The sequence below is a fragment of the Paenibacillus mendelii genome (genome assembly GCF_024498075.1).
GTDB classification, from domain to species: Bacteria; Bacillota; Bacilli; order Paenibacillales; family Paenibacillaceae; genus Paenibacillus_Z; species Paenibacillus_Z mendelii.
The window spans coordinates 71,183-91,994 of sequence record NZ_JANHOF010000005.1; the positions used below are offsets into that span (position 1 = coordinate 71,183).

Genomic DNA, 20,812 nt, shown 5'->3' on the forward strand with positions numbered 1-20,812 from the left:
TAATGAACGTAATTTCATTTTTGGAGGAGCTGCTATGAATCGAACCGTTCACAACTACACGACCAAGGAAGGATTGAACGTGGAGTATACCATCGTTGGACAAGGCGAACCCGTTCTCATCATGCACGGCGGGCATTCCAATTGCAATGAAGTGCTCGGTTACAGGGAGCTAACAGAGCGAGGCTATTCTATCATTACCCCCTCTAGGCCGGGCTATGGCAGAACATCGAAGGAGCTGGGGGAGAACCTATGCGATGCATGCGAAGCCTATATGGAGCTATTGGATAATTTGCGCATTCCTCAGGTTCATCTCATTGCCATATCTGCCGGCGGTCCAAGCGGTATTCATTTTGCGGCGCAATATCCACAGCGGGTGAGAAGTCTGATTCTTCAGGCGGCTGTCTCCCATACCTGGTTAACCCCCGCTGACAAATTGTATCAATCTGCCCAGCTTATGTTTCGCCCTTCGACTGAACAATACCTATGGGCAGCGATTAGAGTCATGAACCAATGGTTTCCACGTTTACTCTTCAAGAGCATGATTCCCTCTTTCAGTACACGTTTGAGCAAAGAGGTCTTACAGCAAATTAGCGAAGATGATCTGCAGCTGTTCAAGCAAATGGCGAACGCGCAGCGGTCAGGATCCGGGTTTCTGATCGATTTAGAGCATGCCAGGCATGATCGGAATTCCGTACTATCCGCTATTCAATGCCAAACCCTCATTATGCACAGCATTCACGATGCGACGGTATCCGTAGCTCATGCACGGCATGCTTATCACTATATTTCGAATGCACAGCTTTGCGAGTTAGAGGTATGGGGACATTTGATATGGCTTGGAGAAGGCGCCCGTGAAATGTATGAGAGGTTGTTTTCTTTTATGGAGGAGCAGGCTTAACATTCGGAATATGCCGCTAGGGCAAGCAATTAGCCGCATATAGCGAGTGCAGGTTTGAGAACCTATTTACAAACCGATGGTTGGTTTGTATAATGCAATCATAAGCAGCTTGCTAGATGATGGGTTATGGCAGATGCGAGAAATTATAACCAGGAGGAGTGCTTGATTATGAATCTATGGCTGGTCCTGCATGTAGTCGGTGTCGTAATCTTTGTAGGAAATATCATTACAGCTGCGTTTTGGAAAGTCCGTGCGGATGTGCAGAAGAACCCTGTCATCATTCATAGTGCTGTTAAGAATGTCATGCTCGCCGATTATGTGTTCACGCTTCCAGGTCTGATTCTTATTATCGTTTCCGGAATTATTATGGCGGTTCAAGCGGATTTATCTATGCGCGGGTTGAATTGGCTGACAGTGTCGTTCATTTTGTTTGCTGTTACCGGAGCCGTCTGGTTAGCGGTTCTTATCCCTCTGCAGCGTGCCATGATCCGCCACAGCGCAGCATCTATCGAGAGCGGCAGCATGTCCAGCGAATACTCACGAGTTTCCCGGTTATGGGCTGTTTTCGGTATCATCGCCACGGTGCTGCCAGTTGCAATCCTCTATTTAATGATATCCAAACACTTCTAGGCCGCTTTATCCAGACTGGATGGGTCGACGAAGCGGTATATCATCATTCCATTCGCACGTTCCTTGCAGCGGGGTTTACGAATGATGGTATACTGGTATCAGGTTGTCCGATTATCACGGAGATGATCGACACGAGCGGCCATGTCTCGCGTGACCGACGATCTTAGCATACCAGCATGGCGGATAACTACACTGGGAGAGATTGCGATGTATGAACCGAAGATGAAAGAGAACGACAACAGCGTCATTGAGTTTATTGAAAGCGTCGATAGCCTTAAGAAGCGCGAGGATGCATATAAGTTGTTAGATATTTTTACTGAAACGACAGGTTTTCCCGCCAAAATGTGGGGACCAAGTATGATAGGATTTGGAGCATACCACTACAAATATGAATCGGGTCACGAAGGCGATGCGCCGCTGGTTGGATTCTCACCCCGAAAAGCAAAGATCAGTCTGTATTTTGCAACTGGAGATATTGAACGGGAGATGCTGTTAAGGGACTTCGGCAAGCATACGGCAGGTAAAGCCTGCGTCTACATCAACAAAGTCGATGATATTCATGTTGATGTCTTACAAGCATTGATCACTCAGTCTATCACGTTCCTTAGGAAGACTTATCCGGAAGCAAAGATCCAATAAGATAAATCAATCTCAATATACAATTGCGGTCTCAATTCTCCGTTCATCAGCTGTCTGGCATTCTCGAGAATGTCATAAAGAACTCAAGAAAGCCTTGTCGAACAAGGCTTTCCCCGTTACTTCCTTCCTAATGCACAGCCCCCTTAGCTTCACCGGTAGCGAAACATCCGACAAAATTCGATCTCTTCCTTCTAATTGCATGACCTGGATAACCTAGGGTTGGGCTATTAGGTGAGGAAGTCTATAAAACTCTAGGTGAATTGTCTTAAAAAATTCATATCTAATCGTTAAGTCTTTGGGACTGGTTTTCGGTAATTTATGGTATATTACTCTAGTAAATGAAGTTTTTCAGGTTAATGGTTGAAACGTGTCGAATCCCATGGCTTGGATTTAATAAGATGCTCGACGAATTTGTGGGGGGACAAGGATCAGCTAACCAGATGTCTAAGGGGGAATTGAGAACTAGAAGTGACTATAGCGAATGTGCCCAGTATAGCGAATGCGAAGAAAATGATTTAAGGCGTCTATCTTTATTGGAAACTATGAACGATGGCGAGGTGTGAAAGCGTTGTATAAAAGGAATTTTTTAAGTGGATGGTCTGCTGCCTTATCATTCATCGTGATGTGGAGCGCATTGCTTACAGGCTTTGGCGCAGTCAAAGCTTTTGCGGCGGACGAAGATGCGGCAGCGCCGGTCATCGTCACGCAGCCGCAGGATCAAACGGCTAACGAAGGAGCTACCGCCACGTTAAGCGTCACAGCTAACGCAAGCGGCAGCGGAACGCTAACGTATCAGTGGTATCGGAACGGGAGTAACAGCACGTCCGGAGCTACGCAAATCATGAATGCAACCGGCGCGTCGTACACCGTGCCGAACGTAGCAGCAGGAGACCTGTACTATTATGTGGTAGTCACGAATGCGGACACCACGGCAACAGGCAACCAAACCGCAACGACCACCTCCAGCGTGGCGAAAGTGACGGGTAATGCCTTGACCCATGCGGCAGTACCGGTCATCGTCACACAGCCACAGGATCAAACGGTGAACGAAGGAGCTACCGCCACGTTAAGCGTTAACATAAGCGGTGAAGCGCTAACGTTCCAGTGGTACCGGAACACGAGCAACAGCACGTCCGGAGCTACGCAAATCATGAATGCAACCGGCGCGTCGTACACGGTGCCGAACGTAGCAGCAGGAGACCTGTACTATTATGTGGTGGTCACGAATACGGACACGACGGCAACAGGTAACCAAACCGCAACGGCAACCTCCAGAGTCGTGAAAGTGACTGGCATCGCCTTGACCCACGCGGCAGCGCCGGTCATCGTCACAGAGCCGCAGGATCAAACGGCGAACGAAGGAGCAACCGCCACGTTAAGCGTTAACATAAGCGGTGAAGCGCTAACGTTCCAGTGGTACCGGAACACGAGCAACAGCACGTCCGGAGCTACGCAAATCATGAATGCAACCGGCGCGTCGTACACGGTGCCGAACGTAGCAGCAGGAGACCTGTACTATTATGTGGTGGTCACGAATACGGACACGACGGCAACAGGTAACCAAACCGCAACGGCAACCTCCAGAGTCGTGAAAGTGACTGGCATCGCCTTGACCCACGCGGCAGCGCCGGTCATCGTCACAGAGCCGCAGGATCAAACGGCGAACGAAGGAGCGGCCGCCACACTAAGCGTCACTGCCAATATAAGCGGCAGCGGAACACTAACGTACCAATGGTACCGGAACACGAGTAACAGCACAAACGGAGCTGCGCCTATCTTCGGTGCAACCGGCGCTTCGTACACGGTGCCGACCGCAGCCGTAGGAGACTTATACTACTATGCGATAGTCACGAATACCGATGCGACGGCCACAGGCAACCAGACGGCAACCGCAACCTCCAGTGTGGCGAAAGTGACAGTCGAAGCACTGCCGCCAGCCATCACCAGCACTGTGGTGTCAGCAGCGCCGGATCCATCTATATGGGGAACAACGGTTACGTTAACGGCAGCTGTGACAGCCATTTCCGCCACGCCGAGCGGCACCGTAAGCTTTTATGATGGAAACACCCTGCTGGACACGGCCACACTATCCGGCAGTACAGCCGTTATGACGACATCTGTTTTAAGTATAGGCACGCATACGATTACGGCAACTTATAACGGGAATGCCAACTTTGTCGGTTCGACCGGCACAACAACGGTAACCGTACAAGCTGTTCCAACTTATACGATTGCAGCAATAGCCAATCAAGTCGCATCGTCTTTAATTCAAGGTTACGCGACCAGCTCTATCGAAACAAAGACGATTCAGGTGACTAATAACGGTACAGGTAATCTGACGAATGTATCCGTAACATTAAGCGGCGCGAATGCAAATCAATTTATCATCACGCAGCCGGCAGTGACGGTAAATACTGGAGATTCAACCAGCTTTACCGTCCGTGCGAAAGACGGTTTGACCGCAGGCACGTATGCAGCGACGGTTACGGTATCTGCTTCGAACATGACAGACGTGTCATTCTCGGTAACCCAGACGGTCAATGCTCCGACTCCTGTGTATCCCGTGATTGGAACGGCCTCACCGGGTTCAGCGAGCACGGACGTTGAAGTGCTGGTGAACGGCAAGGCAGAGAAGGCAGGAACGGCATCCACTTCGACAGTGAATAACCAAACTGTAACGAAAGTAGCCGTCGACCAGAATAAACTGGAGAACAAGCTTGCAGAGGAAGGTCAAGGCGCGATTGTTACGATTCAAGTGAAAGCCAGCTCGGATGTGGTGATCGTCGGGTTGAACGGCCAAATGGTTCAAAACATGGAAAGCAAACAGGCGATACTGGAATTTAAAACGAATCATGCGACCTATACGCTTCCCGTCCAGCACATTGACTGGGAATCCTTGTCCGAAGAGCTTGGAAAATCGGTGGATCTGCAAGACATAAGCGTTGAAATCGAAATTGCCAAACCAAAGGCGGAAACGGTGCAGGCGATAGAAGATGCTGCTGAACAAGGCGGATTCACTATCGTAGCTCCGCCGCTTAATTTTACAGTGACGGTGAAGTATGGCGATAAAACGATTCAGTTGTCCACGTTCGACGCCTATGTGAAACGCATGATTGCAATTCCCGATGGTGTTGACGCGAACAAGCTGACGACAGGAGTCGTGCTCGAGCCGGATGGAACCGTACGCCATGTACCGACGATGGTTTCGAATATTGACGGGACGTATTACGCACAAATCAGCAGCTTAATCAATAGTACGTACGCTGTGATTTGGAACCCGGTAGAGTTTCGCGACATGGCTAATCATTGGGCGAATGACGCTGTCAACGACATGGGATCGCGCCTGATTGTTACCGGTACGGTGACCGGCAGGTATCATCCAGATCGTGATATATCACGCGCCGAATTCGCAGCCATTGCCGTCCGCGCTCTGGGACTTAAGCTGGAGAACGGAGCATCGCCATTCTCGGATGTGAAGGATTCGGATTGGTACAGCAGCGCAATCAACACCGCATATGCCTATAAACTGATCAGCGGTTATGAGGACGGTACGTTCCGTCCGGCTGAGAAGATTACCCGTGAACAGGCGATGGTCATCATTGCTAAGGCTATGAAGATTACCAAGCTTAATGACAAGCTCTCGGCTGATCAAATAGAAGCGGCATTGCGTTCCTTGACGGATGCGGAAGATGCTTCTAATTGGGCGAGAAGCGGAATCGCAGATTGCATCGGAGCAGGCATCGTGTCGGGTAGAAACGGTATCGAGCTTGCGCCGCAAGCATCTATAACAAGAGCAGAGGTTGCGGTCATTGTCGAGCGGCTTCTGACAAAGTCCGGTCTCATCTAATCCCACCTGTGGAATAACAGGCTTGACGCAAGGCTATCCTGCCGGCAGACAACTGCTGCAGGGTAGCCTTTTTTTCGTGCGCCAGACAAATCGCTGTTGCCCATGGAGTTGCGATAGAGATAAGGTATAATGTTGATGAAGGCGCAGTATTGGCAGGCAATCTAATAGTCAAACAAACCAATCCCATTAGAAAAGAGAAATGAATAAGATGATGACAATAACCAGACCGCAGGTGGAGGCAGAGCTGCTGAAATTCGTCGGGGCGGACGCCTATATTCACAGCGAGGCGACCTCCTTTGTCTTCGTCCGCAACTTCAAGATTAAGCTCACCCATGCCTATATCGCCGGGGAAGGACCCTTCCGCGCCGCTCTCCGCTTCGACGGGCATGGCTGGCTGCGAATGGAAGCGCTCACTCATTATGAGGTGGACGGGAACAGCCGTCTTCTGCTGGCCGGCTATGATGACAGAGGGCGGATGAATGTCGCTCTTCACTTAGGGAAGGAGCCTTTCGCAGAATGAACAAATTCGATCAAGCTCCAGTGCGTAAGCTCCTGGCGGTGTTTGCCCATCCCGATGACGAATCGTTTATTTGTGGCGGTACCCTCGCTAAATACGCCAGCGAAGGCGTTGATATCACGCTGGTGAGCGCCACGCGGGGCGAAATGGGACGCCGAATGGGCAACCCCCCGTACCTCAATCGGGAAACGATGGCAGCCGCTCGCGAGATGGAGCTGAGGCAAGCCTGCGCAAGCCTGGGCATCCGGCATCTCATCTTCCTGAATATCCGCGACAAGACCGTTGAATTTACCGATGCGGATCGCTTGACAGCCCGAATTGAGGACCTGATTCACCAAGTGGATCCTGACGTTGTTCTTACTTTTCATGAAACGCTGGGCGGTCATCCGGATCATTGCGCTATTGGGAAAGCGACGACGGCGGCTTTACGGGGAACCGGACATAGGGGAGCGCTATATTTCATTACGTTTGGCGATGCCATGGAGCGTCCTGAGCGGTTCGGCTTTACGAGAGGGGATATCACCAAAGTCGATGTGCATGCTCATCTGGAGGCGAAGCTCGCTGCATTTCGGGCACATCGCTGCCAGACCGAAATCGACGAGTGGGTATGGCTGCCCGACCAAGAGGCCATGACGAGATTCGGGAGACATGAATATTTTATGAAGGGGAATAGAGAGGCAGCGGCGCGGCTTCGCCATGATTTATTCTAAGATAGTGGATTCACGAAGTAACAGCGTCTCGTGTGGCTATCGAAATATCCCTAATGGAGGTTGCGGCCTGCATGAAAATGAAAGATACAATCGTACTGATTACAGGAGCCAATTCGGGGATCGGCAAAGCGGCGGCTCTAAGATTCGCAGCTGAAGGATATCAGGTCATCATGGCATGCCGCAATATGGAGCTTGGCCTTGCATCGCACCGAGAAATCACGGAAGCTTCCAACAATCCGAACGTAGAACTGATGGAGCTGGATGTTGCTTCATTTGATTCGATTCGTACATTCTGCTCCAATGTCAAAGCCAGTTATCCGCGTCTGGACATCTTAATACATAACGCCGCCTACATAAATCATGGTGAAAAAGAATATAAGCTTAGCCCCGAGCATATCGAATTGTCCTTTGCTACGAATGCATTCGGCCCCTTGTATATGACTCAATTATTGGCGGATCATCTTGAGCAATCACAAGATCCGAGAATCCTTAACGCGTGCACGACCAATATCAAAAACTTCTTCGATCCCAAGAGGACCATCGACTTCGATAATTTGCGCGGTGAATTCCGGGAAACGCGGCGCTACAGCGCATATAAAATGTACGGCGACTCGAAAATGGCCTTGTTGATCTTGACCTTCAAAATGGCAGAGCAGCTGCAAAGCCGGGGAATTAAGGTCAATGCGCTTCAGATCAACCGCGTAAAGCTATCCAAAGCTACGATGAATAAACTAAGTCCTGTCTGGAGAGTGCTTGCATGGGCACAAAATCTGACGAATCCGCTGCCTGCAGGCATGGCGGATAACTATTTTCATATCTGCACGTCGGATGAATTCAGCGGTGTGACCGGCCAGTTAATCAACCATAAAAGAGAGATCGTTCAGCCGTCCGCCAGCGAGCAAGGCCTCGCGCAATTGAAGAATATTTTCGGATCGGGAAGCTACCCCAAATACGCGATTGATAGCAAGAACGCCAACCGGATATGGGAATTGGGTATGGAGCTTATGAGAAGCTAGCAATTCCATGTTAATGTGCAAAGTCGGATACCAGGAGTACTGGAATCCGACTTTATTTGGCTTTATATCTGATCGTTTTCATTGAATCGTTGGAAGCTATATTGTGACCAGTTCGTAAGGCCGATACTTGATAATTCTGTTGCTGCTTCGATTGGACTTAATTCAAATCCCCCATGAATCCACTGCGTAAGATAGCCTATCGTTCCATAGCCCGCAAAGGTAGCGTATCCCTTATGACGGTAGACATGAACCAGCTGCTCGAATAATTGTTGGGATAGATAATGAATGAAAACGGGGTTCCTGAGCTGCTGATTGTAAAAGCTCTTATAAGTCATCATGTGCTTGCATATTTCCAAAGTCGTTTTTTGCACTTGATTCGGCGCTGCGGACACGGATTCTTTATCGTAAACCTGATAATGAGATAAAAATTCATCGGTAATATGTTCGGTCAGTTTGTCCATTAAATCATATTTATCAAGAAAATGCAGATAGAAGGTAGAACGGCTGATGCCTGCTTTTTTCACAATTTGACTCACGGATATTTTATCGAACGGTGATTTGTCTAGTAAATCGAGAAAGGCTATGACGATATAATGACGGGCAGAAAAGCTGTCGGAATGTTGGTCATTCACGAACGATCCCTCTTCTCAACTGGACAGTTAGGTCCATTTTGTCGTTTGAAACCTTGCTCGTATTGATATTAAATTAAATTATATCGTATATCTTCTTAGGAGGTAAAATAATGCCGAATGTTTATGTGATAACTGGCGGGTCCGGTGGAATGGGGAAAGAAATTGCCAAGCGTCTGGGACATAAAGGGACAATCTTATTAGCGGATATCCGTGAAGAAAATTTACAAAGCACCGTTAAGGAATTACAAGCTGAAGGACTCTCAGCTGTGGAGTATCAAACACTTGATATTACGAATAAAGAACAAGTAGACGCACTAGCGCAGCGAGCCGAGGCGTTAGGGGACTTGAAAGCTATTATTCACACAGCAGGTTTATCCCCGACGATGGCTGATTCAAGACGCATTACCCAAGTGAATTTGGTTGGGACAGGTTATATTCTTGACGCATTCTTAGCCATCGCTAAACCGGGATCTGTGGCGATCTGTGTTTCATCTATGAGCGGCCATATGGTACCTAGAGAAGGACCTTATGTAGAACTGCTTAAGAACCCGTTAGCATCAAATATAGTGGTAGCGATGGAACCGTTCACCCAAGGCTCTTCCGGTGCCGCGTACAGCTTATCCAAGCTGGGGGTACTGTTAATTGTTGAAGATCAAGCATGGGAATGGGGGCAAAAAGGGGCACGTATAGTATCTGTCTCTCCGGGGACGATTAATACACCAATGGGACGCCAAGAAGCAGACAATCAAGAACAGATGAAAATCCTGTTGCAGAATACGCCTTTGCAGCGCGAAGGCGCGCCTTCTGAAATTGCATCGGTTGTAGACTTCTTATGCAGCGATGATAGTTCTTATATTACAGGCACAGATATTCGTGTAGATGGTGGAACCGTTGCCAACATGCAGCGATTAAACGCGCAAAGAAGCCACTAGTTGACCTTCCATGAGCCGCCTGTGCAGCAGAACGCTCCAATGGCAATGAAGAAGCCAGGGGGATCTGATCCCTCTGGCTTCCACCGAATATCGTACTAGTGATTCAATGCATGGTCTCTCTGCTTGTTGAAGGCGGCGAAAGCCGCGAACAGCAGCAGGATGATGCCGGTGAGCATAAACCCTTCGAGGATGTTGAACGGCAGCCAGCCAAGCAGGGAAGAGCCGGCCACAACACCCAGCGAGAAGAAGGCGTAGAAGTAACCGTAAGCTTTTCCCCGCAGTTCAGTTGGGACAGCTTTAATGAGCATCGTATTGATTGAGGGGAACAAGAAGGCAAAGCCTACTCCGTATAGCCCTAAAACAAAGTAAAGCGTTAATGTCGTCGTGGATAGGCTAATAAGCAGCTGACTTACTCCCATTAACCCCATTCCAAAGGCCAACGTTGTTGATGAGGCGGCGCGATCGAATATACGATTTGTAGGAAGTACGAATATGAGAACGGCAATGATCCCGAATGTGCTCATCAAGGTGCCGCTCAATCTCGAATCATAACCTAGTGTTTGAACATGCAGGGGCAGCAAATAAGCGATTGCGCCTTGCGAGAACATCAAGAAGAAAGCACCGCCATATGCCTTTATTACGCCCGAATTGAAAAGCGAGCCTGAAGCTTGAATGAGCTCGTCCTTCTCTTTCTTGGCTATCTTGTACTTGCCAAGAAAAACAGCGGACAGGAGGGTAAGTGAAAATCCCGCTATAGCTACGCATGTAAAGACGTAGGGTACCGAGGTTTTGCTCGCCATAATTCCGCTGAAAGCAGGGCCGATAATAGCGGCTAGTCCCACAAACGTGCCGGTAAAGGCAACTTTCTTGCCTTGCTGATCATGAACTGTCGTGTTCGCAGAGAAAGTAAATGCTGCGGGCACAATCAATCCGGCGACAAATCCATGCAGAATTCGTACGATGATCAAGAACAAGGGTTGATCGACGAAATGATAAAGGAGCAGCGCGACGCTTGTTAACAGCAAGCCGACCATCAATATTTTGAAGGGCCCGACCTTATCCGTCATTATCCCGGATAAAATATTGCCAAGCGTATTGGCTAACGAATACAACCCGATCACGAAGCCCACGATAAACGAGCTGGCGCCGACGGATGCCGCAAAGGTACTCATGACCGGGAGCTGCGAGAATAAGTCGAAAAAAGAAAAAAACACGATGCTGTACACGAGCACGGCATAGTTAAAGGGCCTTATGCTATAGCTGGCTTGTGCCTTCTTCAGCTTCCAGTCCAGTATAAAGTTGCCGAAAGGGATAAAAGCTGCGATTAGTGCTGCAGCCGGCCAAAGCAGGCTCCAATTCATCCGAATGGCGGCATACAGGATAGCGAGTGCATAAACGCTGAAAATCCCGCCATGGATACTTCCCATAATCGTTACGGCGATGTCCATCCCCCAAATATATTTCAAGGGCATCGCGATACTGAGTAATAATAGCAATGAAATACCATCTAATAGTCCTGTGATACGTAAAATGTGGATTGGATGTAAACGCACTTGTTAGGCTCCTCATGTATAGTGAACTGCTTGTTCTATTCTAACATTGGATCGGCATGTCGAATAGCTCGGAAGGAAATGGGAAGGTTAGGCAGCTCATATCAAGGAGCTGGTGTTATCGCGGGGATTCGTCAAACAAGGAAATAACCGCTGCACACTTATGATTCTCTAAGCGTGCAGCGGTTATTTCCTTTATAGCCAGATGAATAACGAAAACAGCGGGCGAGGGTCACTTATTGCTTCGTATTTAAGTCTGCAAATCCGTTAATGGCTGCGAGGTGGCAACCGTGATGGTCCTGAATTCATTGCCGAAGTTGACGGTAATGTCACCGGGCTGGCTCGGCCGGCATGCGCAATAGAAATGATACAAGATACCTTCGTGGCGGATAACGGATGGCTTATGCGCATGGATGCTGTCCAGACTGCCGCTTTGTCCGGCCTGAACAATCGGCTGAGGATGCTTCTCCCATGTCAGCAGGTCGCCTGACAAGGCGAGGCCCTCCTGCGCATGCTTGCCGTCGTAGCCGAAGTAATACATTGCCCATTCGTCCCGATGCTTCAGCACGCAAGGATCGCTGGCGAATTTCTCGTCCCATGCATTTGCGGTAACGCGCAGCAGCGGATTCCCGTCGACTCGGGTCCAATTCACCAGATCGGGCGATGTAGCCAGACCGGTCTGCTCCACCCAACCGGAGCCGCTGTCCGTCTTGTTCTTGGCGTTGTAAAACAAATAGAACAGGCCGTCATGCTCCAGCAGGCATTCCTTATACAAGCCGCCCTGCTCCCACGCGGCACCGTCCTCCGGCGACAGAATCGGCTCCGGCAGCCGGTTCCAGTTAAGCAGGCTCGGGTCCTCCGTCCATGCGAGCCCGATGCGTCCGGGGCCGTTCTCATAGCCATCGCCGGGATAGGCATGATAGGCGAGCCAATATTTATTCTGCCATTTCTTGAGCACCGGCGGGCCGTCCATATCGTTCTCGCGCAGGATCCAGCATCCGGCGGCATTCAATGAATCCCAGCCGCTGCCTTCTCCACGGCGCAGCACCAAGCCAATCGGCTCCCAATCGAGCAGATTATCACTGGTTGCCAGCCCCGTCTGGTAGCCTTTGCCGTCAAAGCCGATGTACATCATGTAATATTGGTTTTGATGGTAGAACACGAACGGGCAATCGATCGCTTTCTCATCGAAGGCGCCCGCCACTCCAGAGCCGGTAAGCACCGGCTTATCCCGTTTGTACGGGGTTAAGTAGTCGTTTATATTCATGTCATTCGCTCCTTATATGAGTTGCGATTTGATGATTTCATAACGATACTAGCATGGAAAACCGTTTATTCCCATGATTGTATCAGGTATAATTTTGATCAAATCCGACTTTAAGGAGCCGTATCAGGATGGAAGGTTCTCCAGCTTTGCGATTTCAATGCAGTCCGTTCCCGACGTACATCTCCTCCGGAAAGGTGAATTACGGGCCGATCGATATGCATCCGGAGCGAGTTTTTTCGACCTTTGTGGCCATGTTCATCGAGGAGGGTGCGCTCTACTTCACGGAAGGCGAAAGCGCCTATACGCTTACCGCAGGACAATGGTTCATTCAGACGCCGGGCATCCGGCATTATGGACATCGGGCCAGCGGGGTCAAGACGGTGTTCCGCTATGTCCATTTTTTGCCGCAGGCAGCATGGCGGATCGAAACCGATCCCCTCTTGCCGGAGCAGTCTCCTCGCGTGAAGCAGCTCGACAGCGGCGAAGGTGTCCGTTCTCCACAATTCGAGATCGCGCTGCCGATGCGCGGCGTATACCCGCAGCCGGACTGGCAGGAGCTGTTCGAGCAGCTGCATGAAGAACAAGTGCCGGGCAGAGGGGCGCTGCATAAACAAATGTGCTTTCTCGAGCTGCTCGAACGGATGGTGTGGCTGGACAGTGAACGGAAGGATCCGTCTGATCCGATCAAGGCAGTGATCGCTTATATGCAGCGTCATTATGCGGAACCGCTGAGTGTCGCGGAATTGGGCGGACGCTTCCACTTTTCCCCGGATTATTTAACCAGACGGATCAAGCAAGCAACCGGTATGACACCGTCCGCATTGATGCTCCAGTATCGGATGAACAAGGCGAAGCATCTGCTGGTGCATACGAATACAACCGTCCAGCAGATTAGCCGGGACAGCGGTTATAACGACATTGCCGTGTTCAGCCGTTTGTTCAAGAAGCATGCCGGGCAGTCGCCTACGTATTACAGGCGTGAGCAATGGGGCAGGAGCGGGGAGAAAGACATGGATTAGACCGCTGCATGGACGAAGTACATCACTATGATTGAGAGAGGCGGAATCTCCCCGTTGGTTCGATCCTTTGCAGTGGATCATGGACAGGCGCTGCCTGACCAGATCATTGTAAGGGGTTTTTTTATGCGCAAGAAAAATAAAGATGTTATTGGTTTGTTTGGGAGTACTATATGTAAGTAAATATAACATAAAATAATTGAATCAAACATAACCACTCTCGAACCCTCAATGAATTTGTGGATTCAGACATTTTTATGACATTAAGATAACTTTTAATGTTAAACATATTGACGTAAAATTGAGACGGTGTTACTATCTTGGTAGAAAAGCGGCCAGATTAATGGCCTTGCGGAGGTGGGCGGCGATGTGAGGACGGGTGCGGGAGGATGTGCGACACGATCGGTAGATTGAGAGAGTTGCGACAAAAGCAAGATTGGGAGAGGAGCCTAATGTCTATGGGACAGCAAGCCGTTCATTTCTCGTTCAGACGTTCTTTATCCATCATTCTCGTCATTATGCTGACTGCAACTGTACTGGTTTCCGTGCCTGCGGCATCGGCAGCCGACAAATTCCGCTTCGAAGAAATTACCGTTCAACAATTGCAAGCTGGCTACGCCAAGGGTGACTATACGGCCGTGGAGGTCGTGCAGGCCTATCTGGATCGCATAAAAAAATATGAATCCGCCTATAATGCCTTCACTGTCATGAACGACAAGGCATTGGCGGAAGCGAAAGAGATCGATCGGCTTCGCGCAGCGGGCAAGCCGCTGGGGAAATTAGCCGGTGTTCCGATTGTCATCAAGGAGGCTGTGGACATGGCGGGCTTCCCGTCGACGATGGGCTGGGAGCCGCTGAGCAAGGACAAGGGCGGCATTGAGCTCATACCGGAGACGGATGCGCCGGTCGTCAGCCGCTTGAAGGAAGCCGGAGCCATCATCCTGGGCAGAACTAACATTCCGGCCTTCAGCAGCTCAGGTACGCGAGCGACAACGAGCTGGGACGGGGATACATATAATGCGGTCGACAGAAGGCTGGTGCCGGGTGCGAGCAGCAGCGGAACGGCCACCTCGATCTCGGGTAATTTTGCGGTGCTCGGCATTGCGGAGGAGACGGGCGGATCCATTCAGAATCCCGCGGCTGCGCAGGCGCTGGTCGGCATTAAGCCGACATTCGGCTTGGTTGCCAATGCCGGGGTCGTTCCGCTCGGCGGAAGCACACGGGATGTTATTGGCCCCCATGCCAGAACGGTTCAAGACGCGGCCATCATGCTGGATGTGATCGCTGGATACAGTCATGAGGATCCGAAGACGGTCGCTTCCATCGGCAATATGCCCCGCAGCGGCTATACATCCAAGCTTAACCCGCTCGCACTCAAAGGCAAGCGAATCGGACTCTACGGCCCGGGCTGGAGGAATCAGGAGCTGACGGATGAGACGCAGCAGCTCTACGACCGCGCGATCGCGGAGCTGGAGAAGCAGGGCGCGACCGTCGTTCCGGATCCTTTCGCCGGGACCGAATTTGCCGAGTATGTCAAAGCATCCGGATCGGTGGGCATCGAGTCCGTTATCTACGATATGCAGGACTATCTGGAGCGGCTTGGGCCGAATGCGGCGATCAAGTCCGTGCAGGAGCTGATGGATAAGACGGGGCAGACGCCTTCCATCTTCGACCGGTATAACAAGAAGCATCCGGATCCGAACGGCGTGGCGGATTTATCTGCTTTCGTGAAGGTCCGTACCAAAATGCTGCAAATCTTCAACGATGTGATGGATGAGCACAATCTGGATGTGTTGGTCTATCCACAAATGTTCAAGGAAACGCCGCAGCTGGACAGCAAAGACAACATCGGCGCGACGACCGTCTCCGAAATCAACATTGCGGGCGTCCCGCTGGTCACCGTTCCCGGCGGTTACTATAAGAGCGGATCACCATTCGCAATCGCCTTCGTCGGCAAGATGTGGAGCGAAGCGGATCTGCTCGGCATGGCTTACGATTACGAACAGGCGACCAAATTCCGCAAGGCGCCGGTGCTGGTGGAGAAGCCATAAACCGGCAGCTCGACCACCTATAACACAATACGAATGCCCTTGTCCGTAGATCGGTCAAGGGTATTCGTATGTCATGAACGGCTAATAACGCGCTGGGCACATAACAAAGACTTGGTTGTGTGGAAACAAGCGGGATACGGGTTCACAGGCTCTACCGATAAACAAGGAAACCACATCCGCTGGACGTGGTTCCTTGTTTATACCGATGCATATCGAATCAATCCTAGTATAGCAAAGCCAAACAAAACCGTACCGGCGCCAATGCCTGTAATCGCGCTGTTCGCTACCTGCAGTTTGCGGGATATAAATAACGAAATGATTGAGACTGCCACGAGTAATGCCGCCAGGATATATAAGCTGCTGTCATTAAAAACACTTTTCAAGCCAATAAAATGAATACCTACAATAAAGGCAATCCAAGGGGCGACGTAATCCTTATGCTTGAATTTAATCAACACAAAAGCACCGGCGCCAGCCACAAAGAATTCAATGTAGACTGTAATGAGGTATTGACTGAATGAGCCCGTGTTTGACAAAGCGGAAGGCGCGTCCCAGTTCGTTACGCTTAGATAGACACCCAGCAAGCATACTAGAAGTGCTACACCGGAAGCGATACCAATATATTTGCGCCAGCTTTTCCTGGGATCTTCTTGTGCCCAGCCGAACCAGCAAAAACTAAACATGCCGAATATGGATGCGTACATGGCGTAGTCCCTTATGTATTCCATGAGATCCCTCCTCCTGTTAATAGATAACTGCTGCATGTAGATCCCTTATTTACTATAACATGGATGGAATGGCATGAATACGGCACATAAACAACTTGCAGGAGTGGAGGACATTGAGTAAGAAGACGCTCAGTCCATTCCCTTATCCGCGATCAATTGCATTTATTCCGTTAGATTGATCGTATCCGCACCGATTTCATAAGGCGTATAGATGCCCTCATACATGAGATGCATGGACATCCCTGCGGCTGCATGGTCCAGATTATGGCAATGGTCCATCCACAATCCCGGGTTGTCGGCCGCAAATGCCGTTTCATAGGTTTCGCCGGGCGCAACATTAAGCGTGTCTGTCCACCAAGGGCTGCCTGTAACGGCAGTGCCATTGCGGCTTAAAACCAGGATGTGGTGGCCATGAAGATGCATGGGATGGTCCATAAACCCGCGATTCACGAATTTAACCTTAACGATATCTCCCTCCCGGACCATTAGGGATGGCGTATGAGGAAACACATACCCGTTAATCGTCTGCAGATTCGTTAATTTGCCATTGTAAAATCCAACACGATTATCAAGAACTAGAGTATAGCTTCTGTCGTAGTTCGTTTCCGCGTCGAACGGTACAGAACTTGGAGTGCCGTATGCTGCAGGGTCAAAAGTCGATTCCTGCTGGAACGGGGGAGGCAAATCCTTATTATTGGAAGCTAACACGAGGGCGTCGCTATGATCTGTGATGAAGTCGGTGGAGTGAGCAAGACCAACCGCGCCGGTCGGCATCTGAAACGAAAGGTCATATCGCCCCCCGGCTGCGAGCAGCAGCTTCTGACCGGAAATCAATTGCGGTTCATGGAGATCGATCCCGTCAATTGCTGTTACCCGAAATTGTACGCCTGACAAATGGAAGGATTGCGGCATGTTGCGGGCGTTAATCAGCCGCAGGCGGACGGACGTTCCCGGATTTACAAGGACACGTTGAAGCTCCCCGAGCGACCCTAGCGTAATGGTCGTGCCGTTACTTGTTCCTTGCCCATGCGACATAACGGCGAGATCAACGTTCTTTGCCTCGTTTGAAGCTTGTGGCTCCACGATCAATACGCCGTACAGACCTTTGGCGACCTGGACCGAGGATTGCTGATGGGAATGATACCAGTACGTCCCCGTCTGATTCGCAATAAACCGGTACGTATGCTGACCCCCCGGCAATACCGCATCCTGGGTCAATCCAGCTACGCCATCTTCCCCGTTGGGAACATTGAGCCCATGCCAGTGCAGCGTTACCCCTTCGTCAATATCGATATTGACCAGTTTGACTTCCACCAGCTCGCCTTCTTGGACCCGCAATTCAGGACCAGGGATCAGTTGATTGAATGCCCATACTTCCTCCAGTTCCCCAGACAGAGTTGTGCGCTTCATAGTTTGGGCAGACAAGGTGAACATGCGGTCCGGAGTTCCGCTCTGAGGACCTTTTAAATCTTCCACACTGATCATCGAAGCATGGTTCGTATGATGGTGTAGGCTGCCGCCATGATCTGCCATATTCATACGGGCGGGCAAGCGTGAAGCGGTCATGCCGGTGAGAACGGTGATTCCAAGCAAGGCGGCCAAAGATAAGCATACGAGGGCCGCTCTTGCACATTTCTGTTGAACCGATCGATTGGGCGGGAATGCTTGGTCAGCGACGATTCTGTTGTAGCGCATCGATTGAATCCGCCAATACAGGACTGCCCATACGAATAATCCGCCCCAAACCAACACCAGTGTTCCCGGTCGGAATGGAGATTGCGATAAGAACAGCATTTGCATACATGCGGCGACTGATGATATCAAGACCGCGGTAACAGGGAATTTGACAATTGGATTGAAAAGTTGGAAACGAACCGCTTCCGGCAGCGTGCTTTCCTGCGAGGAAAGAGCCTCGGAGGAAACGGCCTTTAGGTATGGGAGCGAAAAAGAGAAAACGGCGGTAATCGATAGGAGGTACAACGGCAGCTGGACCAGAACCTTATCTTCAACAAACGCCCAGTCCGCATGCCACAGCACTGCGATTGCAGCGACCTTGATCCCGGTCATGAAGATTGCCGTATACAGCCATAGACGTACCTTGCCTATATTGGAGCACAGTGCAGTGTCTGTTCGTGATCGATGTAATCTATTGGTTTTGTACAAAACGATCCCCCAAAAAATAATAAGTAAAAAGGTCATTTCGTATTCGAGCATTAACAAACCTCTCATCTGTCATTCTCCTTCATTCGGTTTTTTCACAGTGTACAGAATGAATGTGTAGAAAAGTTGGAGGTCTTCTTTTTTTTGTATGGACGTTCCTCTTGCCGGAAAAAAGGTGTTATAGTATAAAAAAAAGTAGGAGAGGAATGTCTCATGGAAACCACCCTTCTTCTCGTGGAAGATGAGCTGACAATGCTGGAAACAATGAAACGGTTCCTAGAGCAGGAAGGATTTCACGTCATAACTGCAACTAACGGACATGAAGCGCTCGATATTGCAGGGAAGCGGCGGCCGGGTATTGTAGTGCTCGATTGGATGCTGCCTGGAAAGAGCGGCATCGAAGTATGCCGGGAATTAAGACAATCCGGCTCATATGGCATTATTATGGTTACAGCCAAATCTGAAGAAACGGATAAGATCGTCGGGCTTGAGCTCGGGGCTGACGACTACATCACGAAGCCGTTTAGTTTACGGGAGCTTGCATCCCGCATTCGCGCCGTCTTGCGGCGAATCGAGCAGAAGCCGGATGAGAATCTCGTTCTTGAGCGGGGGGATCTGTTCATTGATCAAGCCAGGTTTCAAGCCATAAGAGGTGGAGAACTCATTCCGCTTACGCCTACCGAGTTTAAAATCTTGCTAACCCTGGCGGCCAGGCCGGGAATCGTCTTTAGTCGTCTGCAGCTAATGAGGGCGTCCATGGATGAGGAATTCATGAACTATGAAAGAACCTTAGATTCGCATATTAGCAAACTCCGTAAAAAGCTGGAGATTGACCCGGGGAACCCGCAATACATTCAGACCGTGTACGGCTTCGGTTATCGGTTCGGTGAGTCGAAATGACGGTTCGGGGTAAAATTTTCACCGTTATGGCTGTGCTTGTTGTTCTCGTAAGCGTGGCTTATATCGGTACAACACAAGGATTTCTAGGCAGTTTATTCGCCAGATATTATTCAGAAGGGGGCGGTGGCGAGGTCCCGGTGGAACAGCTGGAAGGACTAAGAGGCTTTATCTTGGAACAAATGGAGTTAAAAGCCATTACGGTTACTCTTTATGTAGCGGGCATCACCGCCGTTGTATGTTACTGGCTGTCGGGCATGCTCGTAAGACCGCTCAAACGACTAATCGCTGTGATGGATAGAGTGGCGCGCAGAGAATTGGACGCGGAAGTTCCGGTTCTAAGACGGGATGAGTATGGACAGGTTGGAGAGGCGTTCAACAAGATGACGCTCAATTTACGGGAAGCGGAGAATAGCCGTAAACGATTGGTAGAGGACGTTGCTCATGAATTAAGAACGCCGCTGTCGATCGTTTTATCCAAGCTGGAGCTGATTCAACAATCCCCTTCCGACGTTAAGCCGGAATCGCTGCTGCCGCTTCACGATGAAGTGCTTCGTTTGATTCGGCTGGTGGATGAGCTTCAGCTTTTGTCCTCGGCGGAGGCGGGTGAACTGATTCTACATAAAGAAATGACCGATCTTGCTGTACTCTTGACTGACTTATCAGAGCTTGTTTTGCCGGAAGCTGAGGCATACGGCGTTCATTTGGTTGTTCCGGCATCCGGCGACACGGTTTGGATCCATATCGATGCAAGGCGGATTAAGCAGGTCTTCCTTAACTTAGTGGCGAATGCTCTGAAGCATACCCCTCATGGTGGAGCCATCACCTTAACTATTTCTCGCACAGAAGACTCCGGGTTTGTTAGCGTCGCCGTCAAGGATACGGGGCCTGGCATTCCTCCGGAAGCAATTCCTCATTTGTTCGATCGATTTTATCAGGTCGATAAGACGGAGCGGAGGGCGTCCGGAGGGGCGGGTCTGGGTCTTGCGATCGCCAGGCAAATCTTAATCGCACATGGGGGATATATAGAAGCTGCGAATATCACCGGCGGCGGTGCTGAATTTACGGTGTTTCTCCCTGTTTCAGCTGTTTCTTTGGTCAGAGAACATCGATAAGATGAGGACAATCGCAGCCGGATCAGGGCTGCGTTTTTTCCGTGAGATCAGCCCACAGGTTCGTAAAGTAGGGGGTTATAGATTCGAGAATAAACGTTCCGTTCTCATTAAATAGTGTTGGCGTTTCTCTAAACTGCGACCTTCCATTCCGGTGTAGTTATACCATTTGAGCTTGTGTATCCCCATTTTACGAAATGTACCGCGAAA

17 protein-coding genes are annotated in these 20,812 nt (G+C 50.1%); 12 read left to right on the forward strand and 5 right to left on the reverse strand.

Annotated elements, in window-relative coordinates; translation table 11 throughout:
• Positions 1-34 precede the first annotated feature (34 nt).
• The 7 genes from NNL21_RS17730 (at position 35) to NNL21_RS17760 (ending at position 8,257) form a co-directional block, all read left to right on the forward strand.
• The gene (locus NNL21_RS17730) at positions 35-898 is read left to right on the forward strand and encodes an alpha/beta fold hydrolase (RefSeq protein ID WP_204822194.1); all 864 of its coding nucleotides are present in this window, start codon (positions 35-37) and stop codon (positions 896-898) included.
• A gap of 168 nt (positions 899-1,066) precedes the next feature.
• Positions 1,067-1,528 carry a DUF2269 family protein gene (locus tag NNL21_RS17735; protein ID WP_204822195.1) on the forward strand — a complete coding sequence of 154 codons (462 nt, stop codon included), beginning with the start codon at positions 1,067-1,069 and terminating at the stop codon, positions 1,526-1,528.
• Positions 1,529-1,735: 207 nt separating this feature from the next.
• Positions 1,736-2,167 carry a DUF1801 domain-containing protein gene (locus NNL21_RS17740; RefSeq protein WP_204822196.1) on the forward strand — a complete coding sequence of 144 codons (432 nt, stop codon included), beginning with the start codon at positions 1,736-1,738 and terminating at the stop codon, positions 2,165-2,167.
• 568 nt (positions 2,168-2,735) lie between these two features.
• A complete protein-coding gene (locus NNL21_RS17745; RefSeq protein WP_256555312.1) occupies positions 2,736-6,014 on the forward strand; it encodes an S-layer homology domain-containing protein in 3,279 nt (1,092 codons plus the stop codon).
• Positions 6,015-6,222: 208 nt separating this feature from the next.
• Positions 6,223-6,534, forward strand: coding sequence for a DUF1806 family protein (locus NNL21_RS17750; protein ID WP_204818560.1), 312 nt, complete (start codon positions 6,223-6,225; stop codon positions 6,532-6,534).
• Positions 6,531-7,241 (forward strand): PIG-L family deacetylase, encoded by a 711-nt coding sequence (locus NNL21_RS17755; protein ID WP_204818561.1) that lies wholly within the window; start codon positions 6,531-6,533, stop codon positions 7,239-7,241. Before NNL21_RS17750 ends, NNL21_RS17755 begins: the two co-directional genes overlap by 4 nt.
• Positions 7,242-7,312: 71 nt before the next feature.
• Positions 7,313-8,257, forward strand: a complete 945-nt coding sequence (locus NNL21_RS17760; RefSeq protein ID WP_256555313.1) for an SDR family NAD(P)-dependent oxidoreductase — start codon at positions 7,313-7,315, stop codon at positions 8,255-8,257.
• 62 nt (positions 8,258-8,319) lie between these two features.
• On the opposite strand, the gene NNL21_RS17765 is transcribed toward NNL21_RS17760, so the two are convergent.
• Positions 8,320-8,889, reverse strand: coding sequence for a TetR family transcriptional regulator (locus NNL21_RS17765; RefSeq protein ID WP_204818562.1), 570 nt, complete (start codon positions 8,887-8,889; stop codon positions 8,320-8,322).
• A 110-nt stretch (positions 8,890-8,999) separates the two neighbouring features.
• Between NNL21_RS17765 and NNL21_RS17770 the strand changes: the two genes are divergently transcribed.
• Positions 9,000-9,821, forward strand: a complete 822-nt coding sequence (locus NNL21_RS17770) for an SDR family oxidoreductase (RefSeq protein ID WP_204818563.1) — start codon at positions 9,000-9,002, stop codon at positions 9,819-9,821.
• Positions 9,822-9,916: 95 nt separating this feature from the next.
• On the opposite strand, the gene NNL21_RS17775 is transcribed toward NNL21_RS17770, so the two are convergent.
• Entirely contained in the window at positions 9,917-11,374 is a 1,458-nt protein-coding gene (locus tag NNL21_RS17775) for an MFS transporter (RefSeq protein ID WP_204818564.1), read from the reverse strand.
• Between the two features lie 247 nt (positions 11,375-11,621).
• Positions 11,622-12,638: a glycoside hydrolase family protein gene (locus NNL21_RS17780; protein WP_204818565.1), complete on the reverse strand. Its 1,017-nt coding sequence runs from the start codon at positions 12,636-12,638 to the stop codon at positions 11,622-11,624.
• A gap of 128 nt (positions 12,639-12,766) precedes the next feature.
• Here NNL21_RS17780 and NNL21_RS17785 point away from each other — a divergent pair, with 128 nt between their 5' ends.
• Both NNL21_RS17785 and NNL21_RS17790 read left to right on the forward strand, forming a co-directional pair.
• Positions 12,767-13,657, forward strand: coding sequence for an AraC family transcriptional regulator (locus NNL21_RS17785; protein WP_204818566.1), 891 nt, complete (start codon positions 12,767-12,769; stop codon positions 13,655-13,657).
• A 449-nt stretch (positions 13,658-14,106) separates the two neighbouring features.
• Positions 14,107-15,705 (forward strand): amidase, encoded by a 1,599-nt coding sequence (locus NNL21_RS17790; protein ID WP_256555314.1) that lies wholly within the window; start codon positions 14,107-14,109, stop codon positions 15,703-15,705.
• 197 nt (positions 15,706-15,902) lie between these two features.
• Here the strand turns inward: NNL21_RS17790 and NNL21_RS17795 are convergent, their stop codons facing one another.
• Together NNL21_RS17795 and NNL21_RS17800 are read right to left on the reverse strand one after the other, a co-directional pair.
• On the reverse strand, positions 15,903-16,433 hold the full coding sequence (locus NNL21_RS17795; RefSeq protein ID WP_204818567.1) for a hypothetical protein: 531 nt from the start codon (positions 16,431-16,433) through the stop codon (positions 15,903-15,905).
• Positions 16,434-16,595: 162 nt separating this feature from the next.
• Positions 16,596-18,662, reverse strand: a complete 2,067-nt coding sequence (locus NNL21_RS17800; protein WP_204818568.1) for a multicopper oxidase family protein — start codon at positions 18,660-18,662, stop codon at positions 16,596-16,598.
• Positions 18,663-18,806: 144 nt separating this feature from the next.
• Between NNL21_RS17800 and NNL21_RS17805 the strand changes: the two genes are divergently transcribed.
• Positions 18,807-19,493 (forward strand): response regulator transcription factor, encoded by a 687-nt coding sequence (locus NNL21_RS17805; RefSeq protein ID WP_204818569.1) that lies wholly within the window; start codon positions 18,807-18,809, stop codon positions 19,491-19,493.
• Positions 19,490-20,605: a sensor histidine kinase gene (locus NNL21_RS17810; protein WP_204818570.1), complete on the forward strand. Its 1,116-nt coding sequence runs from the start codon at positions 19,490-19,492 to the stop codon at positions 20,603-20,605. Before NNL21_RS17805 ends, NNL21_RS17810 begins: the two co-directional genes overlap by 4 nt.
• The last annotated feature ends 207 nt before the right edge of the window (positions 20,606-20,812 follow it).

Coding starts and splice junctions, on each gene's coding strand:
- NNL21_RS17760 (WP_256555313.1), top strand. CDS start 7,313: ATGAAAATGAAAGATACAATCGTACTGATTACAGGAGCCAATTCGGGG.
- NNL21_RS17795 (WP_204818567.1), bottom strand. CDS start 16,433: ATGGAATACATAAGGGACTACGCCATGTACGCATCCATATTCGGCATG.
- NNL21_RS17755 (WP_204818561.1), top strand. CDS start 6,531: ATGAACAAATTCGATCAAGCTCCAGTGCGTAAGCTCCTGGCGGTGTTT.
- NNL21_RS17800 (WP_204818568.1), bottom strand. CDS start 18,662: ATGAGAGGTTTGTTAATGCTCGAATACGAAATGACCTTTTTACTTATT.
- NNL21_RS17740 (WP_204822196.1), top strand. CDS start 1,736: ATGTATGAACCGAAGATGAAAGAGAACGACAACAGCGTCATTGAGTTT.
- NNL21_RS17780 (WP_204818565.1), bottom strand. CDS start 12,638: ATGAATATAAACGACTACTTAACCCCGTACAAACGGGATAAGCCGGTG.
- NNL21_RS17790 (WP_256555314.1), top strand. CDS start 14,107: ATGTCTATGGGACAGCAAGCCGTTCATTTCTCGTTCAGACGTTCTTTA.
- NNL21_RS17730 (WP_204822194.1), top strand. CDS start 35: ATGAATCGAACCGTTCACAACTACACGACCAAGGAAGGATTGAACGTG.
- NNL21_RS17805 (WP_204818569.1), top strand. CDS start 18,807: ATGGAAACCACCCTTCTTCTCGTGGAAGATGAGCTGACAATGCTGGAA.
- NNL21_RS17810 (WP_204818570.1), top strand. CDS start 19,490: ATGACGGTTCGGGGTAAAATTTTCACCGTTATGGCTGTGCTTGTTGTT.
- NNL21_RS17735 (WP_204822195.1), top strand. CDS start 1,067: ATGAATCTATGGCTGGTCCTGCATGTAGTCGGTGTCGTAATCTTTGTA.
- NNL21_RS17785 (WP_204818566.1), top strand. CDS start 12,767: ATGGAAGGTTCTCCAGCTTTGCGATTTCAATGCAGTCCGTTCCCGACG.
- NNL21_RS17750 (WP_204818560.1), top strand. CDS start 6,223: ATGATGACAATAACCAGACCGCAGGTGGAGGCAGAGCTGCTGAAATTC.
- NNL21_RS17770 (WP_204818563.1), top strand. CDS start 9,000: ATGCCGAATGTTTATGTGATAACTGGCGGGTCCGGTGGAATGGGGAAA.